We start from the raw sequence: 20,448 nt of genomic DNA on the forward strand, positions 1-20,448 counted from the left end.
GAATCGGGTGGAAAACCTTTGGTGCCCAATTGAGATTGACAGTTGGAATTGCACGTAATGCTTATTTTCAAAGACCAGAATGAACTAATACCACGTATCGTGCCGCTTGTCAACCATACTATTACGCGATATACTGTATCTTTAATCATACCACTTCACTTTGATATGTCATTCGCAATCGGCATTGTGGGCCTGCCCAATGTGGGCAAATCAACCCTGTTCCGCGCACTCACCAAAAAGCAGGTGCCCGCTGAAAACTTCCCGTTCTGCACCATAGACCCCAACGTGGGCGTGGTTGCGGTGCCTGACGAGCGGCTGGAAAGATTAGCCGCAATTTCCAAATCCGAAAAAATCATTCCAACCACCATTGAGTTCGTGGACATCGCGGGCCTGGTGAAAGGCAGCCATAAGGGCGAAGGGTTGGGAAACAAATTCCTCGCCAACATCCGCGAGGTGGACGCCATCGCGCACGTGGTGCGGGACTTCCGGGCGGGGAACGTGATCCATGTTGAGAACCGCGTTGATCCGGAAGGCGATGAGGAAATCATCATGCTGGAGCTTGCCATGGCAGACCTCGCCACAATTGAGCGCAGGCTCAAGGACGCGGCTGCGGGCGCAAAACGCGGGGACAAGGAAGCGCTCCGCTCGGTTTCGGCCCTGGAAAAAGTGAAAACAGAACTGGACAAGGGCAAGCCCGCATCCGGCGCTGATCTGACGCGCGATGAGCGCGATGCAACCCGCGAACTCCAACTCATCACCGCGAAACCCATGCTGCGCGTGCTGAACGTGGATGAGGGCGAGGTAGGGCGGCCTGCGTCCCATGAGAACGAAGTGGTGATCTCCGCAAAAATTGAATCCGAGCTCGCCGAGCTTGCGCGTGAGGATGCGCAGTCCATGATGGCTGATTTGGGGCTCAACGCTTCCGGGCTTGATAGGCTCATTGCCGCCTCCTACCGGCTGTTGAATCTCATCACTTTCTTTACGAGCGGGCCCAAAGAGACGCGTGCCTGGACCGTGGAGAATGGTTCAACCGCTCCCCAGGCAGCAGGCAAGATACACACGGACTTTGAGAAAGGCTTCATCCGCGCGGAAGTCATCTCCTTCCAGGACTTTATTGGCTGCAACGGGGAAGCAGGGGCCAAGGAAAAAGGCAAAATGAACTTGGAGGGCAAAGAGTACATCGTAAAAGACGGGGACGTGTGCCACTTCCGCTTCGCCACCTAGTTTTCCACTGTTGCAGAATCTTCCGGCGTTCTATAATACAAACAACACATGGAGGGCGTTTGCCCTTTTCTTGTTCACTCTTAGCCGTGGAGTGGCCTGTGGCGCAGAGGCAGCAGTTCATCAACCGCCCACATCACCAATGGAGGCTCCGGATGTACCAGCTCTTGAGGATCAAGGCGTGCCATGCCATGCAGATGACTCCGCGACTCTCCCGCACCCCCTCTCTTCGCTGAAAGGGGGTGATCCCCTGCTTGGGGTGGGGCTAATACCCCCTAGGCCCGCCGAAGAGGCGGGTTGAAACCCCTTGAGGCGAAAGCCTTTTTGTACGCCACGAGCCGGACGGTTCCCCACCGACCGGCTCACTTTTTTTTCAAAATAACAATCTCCCGGAACACGTGCTGGCCCTCTCTGCCGTACAAGAGCGTGCCCCGTGCTGACAGGGGATACTCCTTTTGGAATTGCGCGGGGTAGGGTTCAACCACATTCCAGCCGCCACGCTCCAGTTCGTCAAACGCAGAAATCGCAATACCGCGCTCAATAAAGTACGGCCACGCGATCACGGCCCGCGCCCCGGGCTTGAGCGCGTATTTCATCAATCCCAAAGCTTCGGCATAAAACTCGGACAAGCTCTTTTCAATGCTCAACACCTTTGCTTCGGACTCGCCGCCCTGCAAGGGAGGGCCAAGATCAACTTCAGTCACAATCGCATCAACCGAAGACTCAGTAACTGCTTCATCCAACTTTCTAACGTCCATGGGTTCAATCTTTGCTTCGGGCAGTTCTGCTCCGTGCTCGCGGATAAGCCACTCAATGTTTTTCTTGGTGTCAGCGATCGCGCCCTCATCAATGTCAGAGCCGATTGCTCGGTACCCGAGCAAAAGCGCTTCCTGCAGTACAGTGCCCGAGCCGCAGAACGGATCAAGAATCAAAGCTCCTTGAGGCGCGGCAGAAAGGTTAATCATCACGCGCGCGAGCTTTGGCGGGAGCATGCCGCGCTTCGCATCCCTGCCCGGCCGGCCGTAGTCGCGCTCGCTGTACTCTTCAAACGGCTGGACCGCCAGGGTCTTTCCAATCAGAAACTTCCCGCCAACCGAAAACAGGCACAGCTCAACTCCCTTGCCAATCAGCTTGTTCTTTTCCACGTCAACTGACGAGAGGTTTCCTGACCCGGATTCAACCAAACGCACGGACACGGAGCGCTCTTTCAAGAGCTTCTTGGCTTCAAGCCCCAGGGCTTTGAGCTTTTGCGGGCTTATGCCAGCGCCGTCAATGCGGTAGAAGCTCAACCCAAAGTGGAACTTCCGGCCTTCGTGAACATATTCCTTGAGGATTGATGCGATCCGGGAGGCATCAAGCCACGGTGCTTCATCAACAATCACCCCTGACTTGGGAACCCCGCCCAGAATAAGCGGCGCGGATCGGCCGAGCGCCTCATCACCTAAAACCACAGCCTGCCTGCCAAAAGCCGAAACCAGGCCGGGATTACTCCCGGATGCCTGGAAAATCTCCGCAAACGAGATGCCCGGATGCGCGCCCAGAATTAAATAAGATTCTGCCATATGGGTATACTTGCATATTTCTTGGGACTGTGGTAGGGTTTGGGTTATGCAACCCTATGAATTATGCGCGCTCTTCGCAGGGTCTAACGGCCCGGACCAGATCCAGGAGCGCAAAAAACAAGTAGACGGCCTGCTCGTAGAAATTAAAGCAGAAGTAAAGCATACCCATGCCATGGGCAGAAAAAAGCTTGCCTATGCCATTGCGGGCGAGGCCCACGGCGAGTACGCAGTATGGCTCTTTGAGGCGGAACCCCAAGCCGTGCAAACGCTCTCCGGAAAGCTGCGCCTGGCCGGATTTGTGCTGCGCAGCGTAGTTACCAAGCTTGAGAACGTAAGTATTGAGGAGCGCATCAAGAACCTGCAGGACGCCAAAGCGGGCAAGTCAATCGCGCGCGAGGAAACAGAGGATGTGCGCGAGGAGAGGCATCCCCGCCCGACCGCGGCGCCGCGCGCCGCCATTTCGGGAAGCGAGTACAAGAGCGAGCACAAAAAAGAAGAGAAAAAGGTAAGCCTGGAAGAACTGGATGAGAAGCTTGATGAAATTCTGGATAGTGATAAACTGTAAAGGTAATCACTAACCGCAAAAACATATGGACCTCAACAAAGTCATGCTCATCGGCAACATCACCCAGGACCCGGAAGTGCGCACCACGCCGACCGGCATTTCGGTCACGAGCTTTGGCCTCGCCACCAATCTGGTATGGACCGATCAGCAAGGACAGAAACAGGAGAAAGCCGAATTCCACAACATTGTCGCGTGGCGCAAGCTTGCGGAAATCATAGGGCAGTACTTGCACAAAGGCTCCAAGGTGTACATTGAAGGCCGCCTGCAGACCCGCAGCTGGGACGACCAGTCCGGCAACAAGCGCTACCGCACCGAGGTGGTTGCGGACAACATGATCATGTTGGACCGCAAAGGACAGAATACCGGGCCTTCCAATAGCGAGCCGTCCTATGCGCAGCCCGAGCCTCCGGTTGCGAACAAGCCCCAGAGCACCGAAGAAGAAATCAGCGTTGAAGACATACCATTTTAAGCCATGCCCGTACCACAACAGCAAACTAAGGAAAAAGGGTGCTTTATCTGCAAGAACACCATCAAGGACATTGATTACAAAGACGTTGATTTGCTGAAGCGCTTTACCACGGCCTACGGCAAGATCATGCCCAAGAAGCGCTCCGGCACCTGCGCCAAGCACCAGCGCGTAATCGCGAACGCCGTCAAGAACAGCCGCATCATGGGCTTTATGCCGTTTGTGGTTGAATAGCATAACTTCCCCCTCCTTACTAAGGAGGGGGTTAGGGGGTGGTTAAAACACACCCGCCAATTCGGCGGGTGTGTTTGATTTTTACACCTCTTTTTCCTTCACGAACGCGTCCCACACCTGCTTCCTGATCTTCTCGTACAGTTTGGGATTTCCGCGCAAGAACTGCTTGGCATTCTCGCGGCCAACGCCCAGCTTCTCTTCCTCGTAGGAGTAGGAATTTCCGTTCTTCGCAATCACCCCGCGTTCCACGCCCACATCCAAAAGATCCCCTTCTTTGGAAATTCCCTGGTTGTACATGATGTCAAACTCCGTGGTCTGGAACGGGGCTGCCACTTTGTTCTTGACCACCTTTGCTTTAACGCGGTTGCCGATAATCTTGTCCCCCTGCTTGATCTGCGCGGCTCGGCGCACCTCAATGCGCACGGACGCGTAGAACTTGAGCGCGTTGCCGCCGGGAGTCACCTCCGGATTGCCGAACATGATGCCGATCTTGTGCCTGATCTGGTTGATGAAAATGACGCACGTGTGGCTCTTGGACACGATTGCCGTAAGCTTGCGCAATGCCTGGGACATGAGGCGCGCCTGCAAGCCCATGTGGTGGTCTCCCATCTCCCCTTCAATTTCCGCTTTCGGAGTCAGCGCGGCAACGCTGTCCACCACGATGATGTCAATGGCGTTTGATCGCACGAGCGTCTCCACAATATCCAAAGCCTGCTCCCCGGAGTCTGGCTGTGAAATGAGCAGGTCATCAACCTTCACGCCGATCTTGCGCGCATAGTCCGGGTCAAGCGCGTGCTCCGCGTCAACGAACGCGGCCGTGCCCCCGAGCTTCTGCACTTCCGCCACAATGTGCTGGGCAAGCGTGGTCTTGCCGCTTGCCTCGGGCCCGAAGATTTCTATGACCCTGCCGCGCGGCACGCCGCCCACGCCCAAAGCCATGTCCAAGGAAAGGCACCCGGTTGAAACTGCGTCCACGTCCATGTGCGTTGCCTCCCCGAAGCGCATGATAATGCCCTCGCCGAACCGGTCTTTTATTTGTTTTACAGCCTCCTCAATCACCAGGCTCTTGCCTTCGTGGTCTTCTTTGGTTGGCATACGCGTTTCATTAATGGAGTTAATGGAAATGAATTATAGCATCAATTATTGTTATGCAAAACCAAGTTGTCCGGGGCATCAGCGCGCACCCGTACTACCCGGAATTCCGTGGCCGCGCGGCCCCCGCGGCCCAGAGCAGTGATGCGCAGTACATGGTAGCCGCGCGGCAGGGTCAAGGCTTGGGTGAAGGAGCCGTCCCGCTGCACTTGGACCAGCTCTCCGTTCAAAAGCACTTGTTGCGCGCCGCGGGCCTGGCCCTGCACCACGACCCTGAAATCCCCGATTTCTTGATACTTCCCAGGCGTTGCGATCTCAAGCTCGGGCGGCCCGAAAAACGCCCTTCCGAACACAAAGGCATACACGATAGCACCAGCGCCCACGCAAGCGGCGCCGGCGCGGAACAGCCGCTGCGCCTTAAAGCGCATTAGAGGCTGCCGGTGGAACGCGTGCCAGGCCTGCTTGGGGGGTATAGCCGCTGCGCGCTCCAGCCGGTGCCGTTCCACGGCCCGGCCCGGATCCATGCGCAACGCTGCTGCGTAGCGCCTGGTAAACTCAAGCGCGTAAATCTCGCCGGGCAGTTCCGAGTAGGAACCGAGCTCAATGGCCTCAAGGTACGCGGCTTTGATGCGCAGAGTGCGCGAGAGGTCGGCAAGCGAAAGCCCCGCGCCTTCGCGCGCTTTGCAGAGCTGCTCTCCGATGGTCTGGCTCGTGAGTATTGGTTTTGACACGAATGAAGCCATGGCACTACCTGATTATTGTTTCATCTTCAGCGGCGTCCACGGAGCCATCCGGCACTTCCCCTTCGGTAAACCCGGAATCCTGCTCCCCGAAGCCTTTGAGAATCTCGCGCGGCCGGGCGCCGTCTGCGGGGCCGATGACTCCCTCCCCTTCCAAAATATCCAGCAAGCGCGCGGCGCGGGCATAACCAATGCGCAACCGGCGCTGCAGGAGCGAAGCGGACGCCTTTCCGGCAGCCACCACCTGATCGCGCGCTTCATCGTACAAATCATCTTCAGAGCTTCCCGCGCTCTCGTACTCCCCGCCAAGCAGGGTAGTGCCCCGCTGTTTTTCAACGATCTCGTCGCGGTACTCAACCGCGCCCTCTTCTTCTTTCAGGAAATTCACCACGCGCTCAATTTCCGCGTCCTCAAGGAACGCGCCCTGCAAGCGGCGCGGCTTGTTCGCGTCCGAGGCCGTGAAGAGCATGTCGCCACGGCCCAAAAGCTTTTCCGCGCCCGCGGTGTCCAATATAGTGCGCGAATCAATCTGCGAGGGCACGGCAAACGCGATCCGGGAGGGGATGTTGGCCTTGATGAGGCCTGTGATGACGTTTACGCTCGGCCGCTGGGTAGCGAGCACTAAATGGATCCCCACAGCGCGCGCCATCTGCGCCAAGCGCACGATGGCCGCCTCAACCTCATTGGCCGCGACCGCCATCAAATCGGCCAGTTCGTCTATAATAAACACGATGTGCGGGATGGTTTCGCTCTTGTTGGCCGCGTTGTACGCGTCTATGTTGCGCTTGCCGCGGTTTGAGAGCAGCACGTACCTGCGCTCCATTTCGGAAACCACCCACTTGAGCGCATTCACGGTCTTTTTTACGTCCGTGATGACCGGCGTCAGGAGGTACGGAATGTCGTTGTATGCTCCGAGCTCAACTTTCTTGGGGTCAACCAAGACGAGCTTCAGGTCATCCGGCGAGTTCTGGTACACCAGGCTTATAATGATGGTGTTGATGGCAACGCTCTTGCCGGATCCAGTTGAGCCCGCAATGAGCAGGTGCGGCATGCGGCCGAGGTCCCCGACGTGCGCCTTGCCGGACACGTCCTTGCCCAGGCTGATGGTGAGGTTTGAGGCGCGCTTCTTGAACGCGTCCGAGAGCATAATGTCCTTGAGCTTGACCTTAGCGGCTGCTGCGTTCGGAATCTCAAGCCCCACCAGGGACTTGCCCGGGATGGGGGCTTCCATGCGCAACGGGTGCGCGGCCAAGGCGAGCGAGAGCTCGTTGGCAAGGCCCGTCAGGCGCGAAAGCTTCACGCCGACCGGAGGCCGCAGGGTGTACTGCGTCACGGTCGGGCCCACATTCACGTCATCCATCTCCACGATAATGCCGAACGTTGCCAGGGTCTTCTGGATTTTGTCGCGCGTTGAGTCTATGTCCGTGGCGCTCGGCTTCTCGGTGCTTGGCTCAAGCAAATCAATGGGAATAACCACGCGCTTGCGCGCGCGCTTGGTGACTACGGCCTGCTCTTCGGAAGCGCCTACTTCCTCGCCCGGGAACATTTCCTGCTGTTCGGCATCCTCGCGCAGCGCCGGAGGGGCCCCGGCTGGCTCCCCGCCCAGCCTTTCAGGCTCTTCCTGCGGAACGCCATCGCTACCGTACTCCCTGCGGTACTTCCACACGCGCATGCGCTCAAGCAGGCGCCCCACGAGTCCTTGCGATGGAGCGGCGTCAAGTTCGCCCGGAACTTCCTCTTCTTCCCCGCCTTCCTCATCAACAGGCTCACCCGCGCCGAACAAGAAACTGGAAAGCGAGAGCAGGATGCCAATGGCGCCAATGCCGACCAAAAACACCCAGGCCCCCCAATACCCCGCAATCTCACTGAAAGGATACAGCAATGCGAATCCCACATACCCACCTCCCTCACCCGCTCCCGCGGCGGCACGCACATCCGAAAATCCGGCCGCATGGTGCAGCACCCCGAGCAGCGCGCCGAAGAAGAGGATCACTCCCACGATCTGCCACTTATTAAGCTGGTACTGGATTTCCTTCAAGAGCAGAAGCGAAATAACCGCCAATACAACCGGAAACGCGTACGCGCCCCAGCCGAAAAGCCGCGAGAGCGCTGCCCTCCCCTGCACCCCGAACGGACCCGCAAGGTCAAAAAACGAAAGCACGGACAGGGTTGCCGCCACTAAGAGGATGATGATAATAATGGCCATTTTTATGGCCGGAGAAATAGGCGCCTCCTCATCGTAGCCATATGCAGAGCTTTTTTCTTTTCTGCGCCTGCGCTGGTACTCGCGCTGGTAGGCTCTTTGTTTTGATTTGCTGGAAAATGGCATGGTTAGATTATATCAAAAATCGCGTATACGCGCTATTTTAGCAGGACTTACGCGTATGAGCGTCATTCTGGAGGCCGAGAGTACTCGGCATAAACTTCGCGATAGAATCTAAACGTAAAAAGCAGAAGCTTAGAGGTTGCTCGGCAGGACATCAAACTGCGTGCTTGAGTACTGGGTATAAGTGATGGTGCCAGTCGCGGTGTACGCGGCATCGCGCGTGCTATCGCCGTCATTATCAATGGTCGTAGGCCCGGACGAAGAACCCCACCAGTTGTTGGTGGCAGTGAGTGTTCCGGTGTCGGCATACTGCAAACCTGCTTTGACGGAGCCTGAAGTGCCGTTGTTTGAGTAGAAGTTGTTTCCGGTAATGGTGATGTTGGCCTCATCAGCAGGCGTATCAACGCTGATGCCCCTGGTGTTGCCCGTAAACGTGGACCCCTGGATGTTTGCGGGAGCCGAGCTGGTGACGCCGATGCCCACGTCATTATTGTCATGTATAATGCTGTTGGAAACAACCAGGTTTGACGTGCTACCTCCAACAATAATACCATGGCTGTTGCTATGCCCAATAATAGAGGTAGTAGTGGTCGCGTGGGCTCCGCCCGAGACTTGAATCATATTAGCGGTTAAACCTCCATACCTAATGATGGCGTTATTAAAATCAAGGTTGGAGGTGGCGGCGGTTGCCACAATCCTGCCCCAATCGCCTGCCGCAGGCGTGTTGTCGCTCGTCGCGACCGTGCCTCCGTACGTGTTATCATCCCGCGAGGTGATGACCACGCCGTTGATGCTGTCTGACGCTGAACCCAGTACCAACGTGCCGTTGACAGTAATCTTGCACGCAAGCGCAGAGAGGTCGCAGCCGGTTGAAGTTCCGTCCGTGTTCATCTTAATCACCGTACCCGGCTCAACCGTAACCGTGACTCCGGCATTGATGGTGATGTTATTGGTCACCAGGTACGGGCCTGTGGAAGAGGCAATGGTGGTAGTGTTTGAGTACGTCGTGGCAAGCGAGGTATAGCTTGCGCCATTGGCCTGCCAGGTGTGCGTGTCCGGAGAGTTGGAGATTCCGGAATCTTCCACTCCGTTATTGGTCTTAACCGCAAAATAATACGTGGTGCTTGCCGTGAGCCCGGTTACGTCAAATGTCTGCACCGTTCCTTGGGTGGATGATGGGGTGGGCTCCCCTGCGGCCTGGGTTGCCGCTCCCCAGCTTGCGGACGTGATTGGACCCGCGCTTCTATAGCGCACGTCATAAGTTGCGGCGGTGGTGGTTGCCAAGTTCGCGGTTTTGGGCGCGGTCCAGTACAGGCGCACGGATGAGTCGGACGTATAAATGTACTGGAACGTAAGGTTTGTGATAGTGCGGGGTATGGTGGTATTTACGCTGTTCAGGCCTCCCGGTGTTGCGGTGAGGCTATTGCCGTCCGCATCAAGGCCGTTGACTAGGGTACCGTCGTTCGTTGCCCAATTTGACGATTCAGTTCCGCTTGATGTCGGGTTAATCCGCTCCATAGTCTTCTTGGGAGTAGTATCGTTGTCTCCGGCAAACCAGTCCGCAGTGGAAGAACCGACCCTATCAATGAGTGTGCTTGATGCATTGCGCAATGAAAGAAGCTCGCCAGTATTGCCAAGCGCGCCAGTGTAGATTAAATCTTCTGAAACGTCTGATATGGTGGTACTTGCGGTGCGCTCCAGCACAAAGTAACTTTTGGCCGCAATAGTGCCGGATAATGTGATGTCTGGAGTTCCGTCTTTCGCGGAAAGCGTCCAACCAGCCAAGCTGATAGCAGTAGAGCTTGCGTTATAGAGCTCCAGCCACTCGTCGTTGAAATCAGCCGCAGTTCCCATCCACGCAATCTCGTTGATGACCACGTCAAGCGTGGGCACAAGCTCCAAGGCCAAGCTGAAACTGACCGTATTGGATGAGTCGCCGTCCGCTTCGCTCGCCCGCAGGCTGAACGTGTTGTCATCCTCGGCAAGCGTAAACTGCTGGGACCATGCGCCTGCGCTACTTATGGTTGTGGTTGCGGTTGTTGAAGTTTCAGCGAGCGTGATGACCAGTGTGTCGTTCGCATCCCCGGTTCCGGACAAAGTCACCTGCACATCAGCAACTCCCGCGTCTTCGTCGTCATCTCCTGTGACAGTCTCAACCGTTGATGTTGCGTGGGACGTTACTGCTGGATCGCTCGGCACGGAAAGGTTGAGGTAGGTGCTTGTATCCGCCTCACTGGGATACTCCTCCCAGTTCCCCTCGGGGTCGCGCGAACGGGTGCGGAAGCCGTATGTGTTCTCATCCTCACCCGTAAATAGAGATGACAGCAGCACGGTTTCCGTAAGCCAGGCAGTCCAGTCGCCGGAATCAACCTGGTACTGCACGTCATAGCGCAATGTAATGTCCCCGCGAAGATTGTCTTGTCCGGTCCAAGCAATGTCAAAAGACGCGCTTGTAGTGGTTGCGGCGAGCGCCGTTGCGCTTGACTGCGGGGGCGTGCCGTCTATGCCGTGCACAATAATAACATCAGAGGATTTTTTTTTCTCTTCTGCGGGCTGAATACTTTCGGGTTGAGCCCCAGGCGCAGCTTCTATGGTTTCTTCTTCAACATCGGGCGCAGCAACAGGTGCGACCTCAGCTGTTTGCTCCGGACTCTCTTCTTGGACAATTGGCGCGGGCGCGCTCGGTTCTTCTGCAACAGGTTCAACAACTGGTTCATCTGGCGCGGATTCAGGTATAACTTCACCAGGAGGAGATTCGGCAAGCGGAATATCCTCCGAAAACGCGCTCTCGCCAAGCACCTGGGGGCTGGCTGCGGGAGTGTTTGCGGCTGCGAGCTGCGGCCTGTCACGCCCAAAGAGCAAGGCAAATCGCGAAAACCCGTCTTTGATCCAGCCCGCGATTGCGATGCTCTTCTCCTGCGCCCAATCAATCACGCGCGCATATATGCGCCTATCCGGCGTTTCCTCATCATGTAAACCCTGGGCAAATGCGCCGGAAACAGACCACGCGAGCACCACGCACAAGAGTGCGGTCGCAAGCATTCGGCCCGCAACAAAAAGCCCGGTCCTCACTGCGGCGCGGGCTTTGAATTGTCGCGTTTTCTTTGCCGCCATACGCCCGATAGCTACATCTTCTCCGGCGCTTTGATGCCGAGCATCGCCAATCCGTTCACGAGCACAATCTGCACCGCCTGGATAAGCGCGAGCCGCGCATGCTTGAGTTCTTCGGATTCGGCCTTAAGCACGCGGTGGCTGTGGTAGAATGTATTAAAGCTGTGGCTGAGTTCAATCAAGTACGTGCACAAAAGGCTCGGGTTGTACTGGGTTGCGGCGTCCTTAAGCACGTCCGGAAAATGCAGCAGCTTGAGCGCCAAAATCTTCTCCTCCGAAGCCTTGAGCAAGCCGAAATCAACGTCTTCCGGCGAAAGCGCGGTTTCCTCGGCAAGAATGCTTGAGATGCGCGCGTGCGCGTACTGCACGTACGGGCCGGTTGAGCCCTCAAAGCTGATGGCTTCGCGGGGATTGTAGCGGATGGGCTGCGTTGGGGTCACGCGCAGCAAAAAGAATTTCAAAGCGCCCATGCCGATGGCATCCGCGCGGTCCGCAAGTTCCGCATCCGTAATATCCGGGAACCGCTTTTTGACTTCCTCGGCCGCGAGCGCTTTCACTTCGGCAATGATATCATCCGCATCAACCACCTTGCCCTCCCGTGACTTCATTTTGCCTTCGGGCAGGAACACCAAGCCGTACGAGAGGTGATGGAGGTTCTTCGCCCACTCATACCCGAGTTTTTTTAAAATCGCGAACAGCACCTTAAAGTGGTACTCCTGCTCATGGCCGACCACGTACACCAGACGCTCAAACCCGAACTCTTTCTGGCGGGAAACCGCAAGGCCCAAGTCCTGGGTCACGTACACGCTCGTGCCATCAGAACGCCTGACCAGCTTCCTATCAAGCCCGGCATCGGCCAAATCAATCCAGATGGCCCGGTTCTCCTCAAAAAACACGCCGCGCTTTAATCCTTCGTCAATAATCTTTTTCCCCAAAAGATACGTGTCGCTCTCAAAGTAGTTTTTATCAAACGCGCTGCCGAGCGCTTGGTACGTTTCCCCGAACCCCGCATACACCCACTCGTTCATCTGCTTCCACAGGGCCATGACCTCGCGATCGGCCGCCTCCCACGTGCGCAGCATCTCCTGCGCTTGTTGGCCGATTTCCGACTCGCCAAAAAATTCCTGCCGCCGCTTGGCCGCGTCTTCTTTGGAAAGCCCGGGAACTTCGGGATTGTTTTTCAAAAATGCCTGCCACTCTCGCTCAAACTCCTGCTCAAACATCACGTAAAATTTCCCCACAAAGTGGTCGCCCTTCTCGCCCGCCTCTTCCGGAGTTGCGCCCGCGCCCCACTTCTGGTATGCGAGCATGGATTTGATGATGTGGATGCCGCGGTCGTTGATGATCTGGACCTTGGTGACATTCACGCCCTGGGATGCCAAAAGACGCGCAAATGACATGCCAAGCACGTTGTTTCGCACGTGCCCCAAGTGCAGAGGCTTATTGGTGTTGGGGGATGAATACTCAAGCAGCAGCTTGTGCGCGCTCCCGCGTGATTCGCCGTAGCGCTTGTCTTGTTTGATAACCTCTGACACTGCCTCCTGCGCGAGCACCTTGCCCGCAACCGTGATGTTCAAATATCCGGCCACTGCTTCCGCCTTGGTGATTGCCTGGTGTTTGATTGCGGCCGCGAGCTGGGCCGCAACATCCTGCGGAGATTTCTTCAGTTCCTTTGCATACCCATGGCACGCAACGCTAAAATCCCCGAACCCTGGATCTGGGTTCGCCAAAATAATCTCATCCGGCTCCCAGATGAAAACAGCCTTGAACGCTCTCCGAATTTCTTGAGTAATGGCGCCTGTAATCATACCGAAAAACTACCACAAAATCGGAAAAAACGCGAGAGTATGGTATACTGGTACGCGGATATGGCCAAACCCAACACAACCTATGCAACAATCCTGGGAGCGGCGCTTCTTGCGGCGTGCCTGCCGCTTGCTGCGCGCGCGCAATCCGAAACCATTCTCTCACAGTACGTGCCAAAGCAGGCGCTCGCGCAGGGCTTCGCCATGCAAACGCCTGCGGGCGATGCCCGCGCCGCAGTTGCGCCCGACACCATCACGCACGGCGCGTTCGCGGAGCTCATCGCACCGGAGTACTACCCCGCCCTGCCGCTTGATAAATCCCTCGTCTCGCGGGTCTACCACTACGCGCTCCTTCCGGCAAGCGGAAACAAGCTCTCTGCCGGCATTACGCTTGAGTTCTCCTACCCGGAAACCGAGGCGCGGTTCAAAGAAATCTACCTCTACAACCAGGAGCTTGGAAAGTGGCGGCACCTCGCCGGCACGATTGACCCGTTGATGCGCACCGTGGCCGCATCCACGGACTGGGCAAGCGGATTTATTGCGGTGTTCGCGGACCACCTGGACCAGGGCGAGTACCTCAAGGAAAAGCTGGGAGCGCCAAGCATACTGGTGGCGGACGCCAAAACCGGAGAAGTGCTCCTGGAGCGCGCAAGTGGCGTAAAGCGGCCCATCGCGAGCCTCACCAAGCTCATGACTGCGACTGAATTTTTGGAACACAATCCGGGCTGGGACTCCCGCGTGGCAATGGTTGCTTCGGACGACACCATCCCCGCAAAAATTTACGCTCGGGCCGGAGACGTGTTTACGGCGCGCGATTTGTTCTATGCCACGCTCCTTAAAAGCGCAAACAACGCGGCGCGGGCGCTCGCGCGCTCAACCGGGCTTTCAAGCGGCGAATTCGTGGCAGGCATGAACGAGAAAGCCAAAGCCTTGGACATGCAGGATACGTCGTTTTCGGAGCCAACCGGGCTCTCTGCTGAAAACGTCTCTACGGCGCAGGACCTCTACGCGCTCTCGCGGCACGTTTTCTCGGACATACTGTTCCTCAAGGCAACCACCCCTAAAGCGCTCACCATCGCAGCAGTAAACTCCGGCAAGCGGCACGTGCTGGAAAACACCAATAAAGCCATTGACGTTCCATACGTGGTCATCGGCTCCAAAACCGGCTACACCGTGGAAGCCGGGCGCAACGTGATCATGAAAGCGAGGAACAAGGCCGGGCGCGAGGTGATTGCCATCACCCTGGGCGGAGCATCGCCGGGCGGCCAGTGGGACGACATGCGATTACTCTTGGATGCCGCGCTCGGCAACTTGTGATATACTGACAAAAAAGGGGGTATGCCGACAGATATAAAAATACAAACAACCAGCTCGTTGGATGCGCTGTTCAAAACAGCGGTGGAGCAAAAAGCTTCTGATTTGCATTTGGTGGTGGGTCGCCCGCCCATCATCCGCGTGGACGGCGCGCTCAAAACCATAGGAGGGCAGCCAACGCTCGCCCAAGAACGCATGCAGGCGCTCCTGTTCGCCATTGTGAGCGAGCCGCAAAAACAAAAACTCCTGACCCAGCGCGATTTGGACATGTCGTATGAGATAGAGGGCCTGGCGCGCTTCCGCGTGAACATGCATTGGGAAAAGGGGAACCTCGGGCTTGTTGCGCGCGTGGTCACGCGCAGGATTCCTACCATGGAGGAGATTACCATGCCCAAGGCAGCCTACCAGCTCGCACGATTGAATGACGGATTGATCCTCGTGACCGGGCCGACCGGCTGCGGCAAGTCAACCACTTTGGCGGCAATGATCAACTTGATCAATGCGGAGCGCAACGCGCATATCGTGACCTTGGAGGACCCCATTGAGTTCATTTTTGAGCCGACCGACTCCATCATCAAGCAACGCGAGCTCGGCAGCGATGTGCTCACGTTCGCCTCGGGCCTCAAGCACACCCTGCGCCAGGACCCGGACGTTATCATGGTGGGCGAGATGCGGGATTTGGAAACCATTGCCGCCACCATGACATTGGCGGAAACCGGGCATTTGGTGCTCGCCACCCTGCACACCATCAACGCGGCCCAGACCGTGGACCGCATCATAGACGTGTTCCCGCCGTACCAGCAGGACCAGATCCGGGTGCAGCTCTCCATGTCTTTGCGCGGGGTCATCTCCCAGCGGCTCCTCGCCAAGCAAGGCGGCGGCCGCACCGCGTCCCGCGAAATTCTCATTAATAATTCGGCCGTTGCAAACCTGATCCGCGAGAACAAAATCGCGCAGATCAAAACTGTCATCCAAACCTCCGCGGAGCTCGGCATGGTCACCATGGACCAGGACATCAAACGGCTCTATAAGGCAGGAGCTATCTCCAAAGAAACTGCAACGAGCAACATGCTTGACCCGCGGACTCTTTCTACGTAATGGAAACCGCCGCCCTACAATCCATCCCCCTGTTTGCTGGCGTCTCCCCCGAGGAACTCGCGGCCGTGCAGGCGCTGTGTGAGCGCCGAGAGTACTCCCTGGGCCAAAGCATGTACCGCGCCGGAGAACTGAGCGAGCGCCTGTATGTGGTGGCTTCGGGCAGCGTGGTGGTCACCCACCAGCTGGATGGAGGCATAGTAACCCTGGCGCGATTAGGCGAGGGGTACTTTTTCGGGGAGGCCGGGCTCCTCAAGGCAAGCCAGACCCACCAGAGCGAGGCGCGGGCCGAAACCGACAACACGGAAATCCTTTCTTTGAGTAGAAAAAACTTTTTGGCGCTTGAACAAGAACACCCGAAAGCCGCGCTTGGCATTGTCCAAAAAATCGCATCCGTGCTCTCGGAGCGCCTCACCGAAGACACCACGCGCATTGCCATCATCTCGGCCATCAGTGATTTAATTACCGACCCCAAGCATCTCAATAACATCAAGCTGCTGGCGAGCGAAATACTTGCCATAACCATACGCGCCATTCCCAGCCACACCGCATTCCTCGGGCTGTACAAGCGCGAGGACCGGGAGCTTGTGGACATCGTTGCCGGCATCAACGTCACCCCAAAGCATTTGCCCATGACCCTGCCCATTGACAGCGACGCGTACCTGCACAAACTGCACACCGAGGACGGGGAACTGGCGGTCCCCTCGGGCCGATACGAAAAACAGAAAAAAGTCTTTTACGCAAAAAAGAACCTGCTCGGCCGCTCCATCAGCATTGAGGGCGAAAACATCGGCCTGCTCGTGCTCGCGGATAAGGCCCGCGGCGAATTTTCCAACCAGAACCGCTTGATGCTCGCCATCATTGCGGGCCAGATCGCGTTTGCGCTGGAAGAAGCGCGCACCCGGCAGGAGAAGCGGGCGCAGGAAGAGCTCAAGCGCGAGTACGTGGGCATGTAGCGGTTGATTTTTCTATTATGGTATGATACGGTATGATGTACTTTTGATGCGCGTACCCCTCTCCCCCGGCACGCACCCTTAGCTCAGCGGATTAGAGCGACTGGCTTCGGACCAGTAGGTCGGGGGTTCGAATCCCTCAGGGTGCACCACGCCCCCATAACTTAGTTGGTAAAGTAGCCGGCTCTTAACCGGAAGTCCTAGGTTCGAGTCCTAGTGGGGGCACCAAAAAACACCCGCCTTACCGGCGGGTGTTTTTTGATTTCAAATTATTGGGCCGCGGGCGGGTTCTGCGGCTGTGAGGATGGCGCAGCAACAAGCGGCGAGCTCGCGCGGGGCGCCCCTTTGAGCGCGTCTTTCAGCGTCTTGCCTGCCTTGAACTTAGGGACAATGACCGTAGGAATTTTAATGCGCTCGCTCGGCTTCTGCGGGTTCACGCCCATGCGGCTCCCGCGCGTGCGCGAAATAAACGAACCAAAGCCCGTAAGCACGGCTTCCTTGCCCGCGCGCATGGCGTCTATGACCACATGCACAAAAGCATCCATCACGTCTTCGGCCTCTTTCCGCGAAACATTGGCGCGGGACGCGATTTTCTCCAGCAGCTGATCTTTGTTGATTTTGTTTGGGTTAGCCATAATTCTAACTCCATTGTATACCAACCGGCCGCGCCTGGCAACACGGGCGGCCTAGACCTCAACCTCCGCGTCCAAACGGACGATGGAGGAGGCTGTGCCGGTCTTTGCGTCCACCTCAAGCACCACGGCATTCACTTGCCCAACGCCGTGCTCGTCTATCTCGTGCTTGGCGGGCATCTGGTCCAGAAACTGCCGCACGCGGCTCTCCCGAGAATCGCCGATTACCGAATCCCGCATGCCGCACATGCCTGCGTCCGTGACGTATGCAGTGCCCTGCAAAAGGAGCCGCGCGTCTGCGGTCGGCACGTGCGAGTGCGTGCCAATGACCGCGGAGACCCTGCCATCCGCGTGCCAGCCGAATGCCTGCTTTTCGCTCGTTGCCTCGGCGTGAAAGTCAACGACCACGACCTTTACCTTGGATCCGATCTCGCCAAGAATCCTGTCCAGCGCCTCAAACGGAGAATTGCTCTGCGTGCGCACGAACACCTGCCCGATGAGGTTTATGATTGCGACTTTGGTGGTTCCAACCTCAATGGTGCGCCACCCCTGGCCCGGGGTGCGGCCGAGCCAATTGGCGGGACGGATGACGGGGTGTGTTTTGCCGGAGAACAGAATCATTCCATCGTCTTGGTCGGGCCAGTGGTTGCCGCTCGTAAAAAAATCAACCCCGGCCTTTTGCATCTCCTCAAATCCGGACATGCTAAAGCCTTTGCCGTGCGCCATGTTCTCGCCGTTTGCTATCACCAAATCAAAATCATGCGCTACTTTCCACGCGGGCAATACTCGGGCCACGGCCCTGCGGCCGGGCTTGCCGTCTATGTCGCCTAAAAACAGTATTTTCATGCGCATGGAGTATACCAGATGAGCCGCAATTATGCTAGACTCACCCTATGAAACACGCGCCCGCGCTCGCACTCGCCGCATTCCTGCTGGCGCTCTAGAGGACAGCGGAGAGTTTGTGGCGGCGAGCCACACGCTCTCCATCCCGCACCCGTCCGGGTATCCGACCTATCTTCTGACCGCAAAACTCGCCTCACTGGTTCCGTTTTTGCCTACGGTTGTTGAACGCGTCAATTTCGTGTCCGCCATCTGGACCATCGCGGCCGCGGTGCTCTTGTACTATGCCCTGGCAGGGCTGTTTGCGAGCCGCCTCATCGCCTCTTCGCTTGCGCTCCTCTTCGCCACAAGCCCAATGGTCTGGCAACAGGCAACCTATGCGGAAGTGTATTCATTGAACACGTTTTTTTTCGTCTTGTTGCTCTGGTCAGGGCTCTGCTACGTTAAACGTAAGACCAACAAACGGCTGTGCCTGTTTTTCTTTGTGTACGGATTAAGCCTCACCAACCACTTTTTGCCGCTTGTTCTCTCGCCGCTCATTATCATCTGGCTCCTCAAGGAGCGTCCTTTGACCAAAAGCATAGTACTCTACCTCAAAGCATTCAGCGCATGGCTTCTCGGGCTTGTCCCTTATCTCTACATTCCCATCCGGAACCAGATGGACCCCGCATTCTCCTGGTTCGGCGGCAACGCGGAAAAAATCCTCACTTACAATATCGCCTACGGCTGGCGCCTGAACGAACACACGCTCTCGTACCTCGCTGACGTTGCGCACCAGATGAACATAAGTTTCGGGATGCTCGGCATTGCCGCATTTGTTGCCGGGATCGGAGTGATGGTGCGCTACCGGCATCCGGCGCGCTTCTGGCTCCTCGCGGTACTCGCCCTGCTCTCCATTGGATTGGTGATTGTTTTGACAAACGGCAGGCCCTACGCCGAGTTTGAGAGCCAGTTCTACCAGACGCTCTATGTCCCCTTTCTCCTTATGTCGCTCCTGCCTATTGGATGGCTCCTGCAACAATTAGCACAGAGCACGTATAGGCTCATCATCTTCTACACTACTCTGCTTGCGATTATGGCGTGGCCCGCAATTGACCTCGGCAATCGGTTCCTAAAAAATGACCGTTCGGACTACGTGCTCATGGAAAATTACACGCGGGGACTGCTTGAATCACTCCCCGCAGACGGGACGCTGTACAGCCACCATGACCACATTCTAAATGACACGCTGGTGTTTGGCCTGGCGTACCAGCAGTATGTGGCCGGAGTGCGGGATGATGTTGCCATTTATTCTCTGACGCCGGTATTCCCTCCGCCGGACGATTTTCCGCTTGGTGAAAATCGGAAACAAAACTATGAGCCAATACTCAAGCAGTACCTTGATGAGCGCTACGCCCCAGAAGACGTCAGCGCCACGTTTCCGCAACCACGGGACGGCATCCCTGCCACGGCCCCGGAAAACTATGCCGCAGACAACTTGTACTTGCCGAGCGTGAATGACAGCCTCTACCACCGCTCCCTTGTGGCCAAGTACTACTATGACCTCGCCGCGTATACGTACTCCCGAAACAACCTCCCGAGCGGCCAGCGCTTCTTGGTGCAGGCCATTGAATATGATCCGGACCAGTTCAGCGATTACTACTACCAAACCTTAGCCATGCGCAGCTACTATTTTGACAATTGACGGGATGGTAAGATGATACTAAAATGGTTTTGTCTTTGCGGTTTCTCGCTTGGGCCCGAGCGTAGCGAGGGTTAAGCGAGAAACCGAGAGGAGTAGGCGGATGAAGGGTGGAGCGGGCGAGCGCAAGCTCGCACGCGCAACCCGCAATCCGACTACGACGAGACGAGCGGGTATCGTATAGTGGCAATACCACAGCTTTCCAAGCTGTTGCCGGGGGTTCGATTCCCCCTACCCGCTCCAGGATTCCATTGATTTCATCACTGATCTGTGATACATTTACCGCGTTATGCAAACTGCAGTGCAAACATCCCCAACAGTGGCGGTGCCAAAAAAAATCCGTGAAAAAGGATTTGTAGTGTTGGGTTTGGACGAGTACGAGGCGCTGAAGAGCGCGGCAATCCCCACCTACCATCTTACCGGAGCCGCTGCGGAAGAATTGGACCGCGAGGTGGAACAGGCCCTCAAGGAAGACCGGGAAGGCAAGACAATAGAGGCTTCTTCAATACGTGAAGCAATGTCAGTCTATGATGCACAAGGAGGTATCAAGGATTAAATACAGTCCGCAATTTTTACGATCAGCCAAAAAACTCCCCCGCCATATTCAGACAAAGCTGGAGGCGCGGGAGTTGATTTTTAAGAATAACGCTTTTGACACCCGTCTTGAAACGCATAAATTGCACGGCAAAAACCGCGAGGCCTGGGCATACTCCATAGATCATAGTTATCGGGTTAAATTTTTATTCAACGACAACGGAAGTGTGTTGTACATCAAGGCCGGCACGCACGATGAGGTGTATTAATTAAACGC

Annotated in this window: 18 protein-coding genes and 3 tRNA genes; 13 read left to right on the top strand and 8 right to left on the bottom strand. The window is 56.6% G+C overall.

Annotated elements, in window-relative coordinates; genetic code table 11:
• Positions 1-165 precede the first annotated feature (165 nt).
• On the top strand, positions 166-1,224 hold the full coding sequence (gene ychF / locus HYT31_04605) for a redox-regulated ATPase YchF (GenBank protein MBI2051050.1): 1,059 nt from the start codon (positions 166-168) through the stop codon (positions 1,222-1,224).
• 359 nt (positions 1,225-1,583) lie between these two features.
• Here the strand turns inward: ychF and HYT31_04610 are convergent, their stop codons facing one another.
• Positions 1,584-2,783 carry a hypothetical protein gene (locus tag HYT31_04610; GenBank protein ID MBI2051051.1) on the bottom strand — a complete coding sequence of 400 codons (1,200 nt, stop codon included), beginning with the start codon at positions 2,781-2,783 and terminating at the stop codon, positions 1,584-1,586.
• A gap of 46 nt (positions 2,784-2,829) precedes the next feature.
• On the opposite strand from HYT31_04610, the gene rpsF reads away from it, so the two are divergent.
• The 3 genes from rpsF to HYT31_04625 are packed head-to-tail and all read left to right on the top strand — an operon-like array spanning position 2,830 to position 4,048.
• Entirely contained in the window at positions 2,830-3,348 is a 519-nt protein-coding gene (gene rpsF / locus HYT31_04615; protein ID MBI2051052.1) for a 30S ribosomal protein S6, read from the top strand.
• 25 nt (positions 3,349-3,373) lie between these two features.
• Positions 3,374-3,817 (top strand): single-stranded DNA-binding protein, encoded by a 444-nt coding sequence (locus HYT31_04620; protein ID MBI2051053.1) that lies wholly within the window; start codon positions 3,374-3,376, stop codon positions 3,815-3,817.
• A 3-nt stretch (positions 3,818-3,820) separates the two neighbouring features.
• Positions 3,821-4,048: a 30S ribosomal protein S18 gene (locus tag HYT31_04625; protein ID MBI2051054.1), complete on the top strand. Its 228-nt coding sequence runs from the start codon at positions 3,821-3,823 to the stop codon at positions 4,046-4,048.
• 81 nt (positions 4,049-4,129) lie between these two features.
• Here HYT31_04625 and recA read toward each other — a convergent pair whose 3' ends face one another.
• The 5 genes from recA to HYT31_04650 form a co-directional block, all read right to left on the bottom strand.
• Positions 4,130-5,143, bottom strand: coding sequence for a recombinase RecA (gene recA, locus HYT31_04630; protein ID MBI2051055.1), 1,014 nt, complete (start codon positions 5,141-5,143; stop codon positions 4,130-4,132).
• A 41-nt stretch (positions 5,144-5,184) separates the two neighbouring features.
• A complete protein-coding gene (locus HYT31_04635; protein ID MBI2051056.1) occupies positions 5,185-5,883 on the bottom strand; it encodes a helix-turn-helix domain-containing protein in 699 nt (232 codons plus the stop codon).
• Between the two features lie 4 nt (positions 5,884-5,887).
• Positions 5,888-8,209, bottom strand: coding sequence for a DUF87 domain-containing protein (locus HYT31_04640; GenBank protein MBI2051057.1), 2,322 nt, complete (start codon positions 8,207-8,209; stop codon positions 5,888-5,890).
• A 129-nt stretch (positions 8,210-8,338) separates the two neighbouring features.
• Positions 8,339-11,320, bottom strand: coding sequence for a lamin tail domain-containing protein (locus HYT31_04645; protein MBI2051058.1), 2,982 nt, complete (start codon positions 11,318-11,320; stop codon positions 8,339-8,341).
• A gap of 11 nt (positions 11,321-11,331) precedes the next feature.
• A complete protein-coding gene (locus HYT31_04650) occupies positions 11,332-13,125 on the bottom strand; it encodes an arginine--tRNA ligase (GenBank protein ID MBI2051059.1) in 1,794 nt (597 codons plus the stop codon).
• 60 nt (positions 13,126-13,185) lie between these two features.
• Between HYT31_04650 and HYT31_04655 the strand changes: the two genes are divergently transcribed.
• The 5 genes from HYT31_04655 (at position 13,186) to HYT31_04675 (ending at position 16,712) form a co-directional block, all read left to right on the top strand.
• Positions 13,186-14,439, top strand: a complete 1,254-nt coding sequence (locus HYT31_04655; protein ID MBI2051060.1) for a D-alanyl-D-alanine carboxypeptidase — start codon at positions 13,186-13,188, stop codon at positions 14,437-14,439.
• A gap of 21 nt (positions 14,440-14,460) precedes the next feature.
• Positions 14,461-15,534: a type IV pilus twitching motility protein PilT gene (locus HYT31_04660; GenBank protein MBI2051061.1), complete on the top strand. Its 1,074-nt coding sequence runs from the start codon at positions 14,461-14,463 to the stop codon at positions 15,532-15,534.
• Positions 15,534-16,487, top strand: a complete 954-nt coding sequence (locus HYT31_04665) for a cyclic nucleotide-binding domain-containing protein (GenBank protein ID MBI2051062.1) — start codon at positions 15,534-15,536, stop codon at positions 16,485-16,487. Before HYT31_04660 ends, HYT31_04665 begins: the two co-directional genes overlap by 1 nt.
• 72 nt (positions 16,488-16,559) lie before the next feature.
• Positions 16,560-16,636: transfer RNA gene (locus tag HYT31_04670), tRNA-Arg, on the top strand.
• Between the two features lies 1 nt (position 16,637).
• Positions 16,638-16,712 (top strand) — tRNA-Lys (locus HYT31_04675).
• Positions 16,713-16,753: 41 nt separating this feature from the next.
• Here the strand turns inward: HYT31_04675 and HYT31_04680 are convergent.
• Positions 16,754-17,119 (bottom strand): HU family DNA-binding protein, encoded by a 366-nt coding sequence (locus HYT31_04680; protein ID MBI2051063.1) that lies wholly within the window; start codon positions 17,117-17,119, stop codon positions 16,754-16,756.
• Between the two features lie 51 nt (positions 17,120-17,170).
• A complete protein-coding gene (locus HYT31_04685; GenBank protein MBI2051064.1) occupies positions 17,171-17,962 on the bottom strand; it encodes a YmdB family metallophosphoesterase in 792 nt (263 codons plus the stop codon).
• A gap of 31 nt (positions 17,963-17,993) precedes the next feature.
• Here HYT31_04685 and HYT31_04690 point away from each other — a divergent pair, with 31 nt between their 5' ends.
• From HYT31_04690 to HYT31_04705, 4 genes are all read left to right on the top strand, one after another.
• Positions 17,994-19,640, top strand: a complete 1,647-nt coding sequence (locus HYT31_04690; GenBank protein MBI2051065.1) for a DUF2723 domain-containing protein — start codon at positions 17,994-17,996, stop codon at positions 19,638-19,640.
• A 166-nt stretch (positions 19,641-19,806) separates the two neighbouring features.
• A tRNA-Gly gene (locus tag HYT31_04695) sits at positions 19,807-19,880 on the top strand.
• A 46-nt stretch (positions 19,881-19,926) separates the two neighbouring features.
• Complete coding sequence (locus HYT31_04700) at positions 19,927-20,193, top strand: hypothetical protein (GenBank protein MBI2051066.1); 267 nt, start codon at positions 19,927-19,929, stop codon at positions 20,191-20,193.
• Entirely contained in the window at positions 20,165-20,440 is a 276-nt protein-coding gene (locus HYT31_04705) for a type II toxin-antitoxin system mRNA interferase toxin, RelE/StbE family (protein MBI2051067.1), read from the top strand. The genes HYT31_04700 and HYT31_04705 overlap by 29 nt, the downstream gene beginning before the upstream one ends.
• Positions 20,441-20,448: the final 8 nt, after the last annotated feature.

This window comes from Parcubacteria group bacterium (assembly GCA_016181765.1).
Taxonomy (GTDB): Bacteria; Patescibacteriota; Patescibacteriia; order UBA2169; family UBA2169; genus CG10-46-32.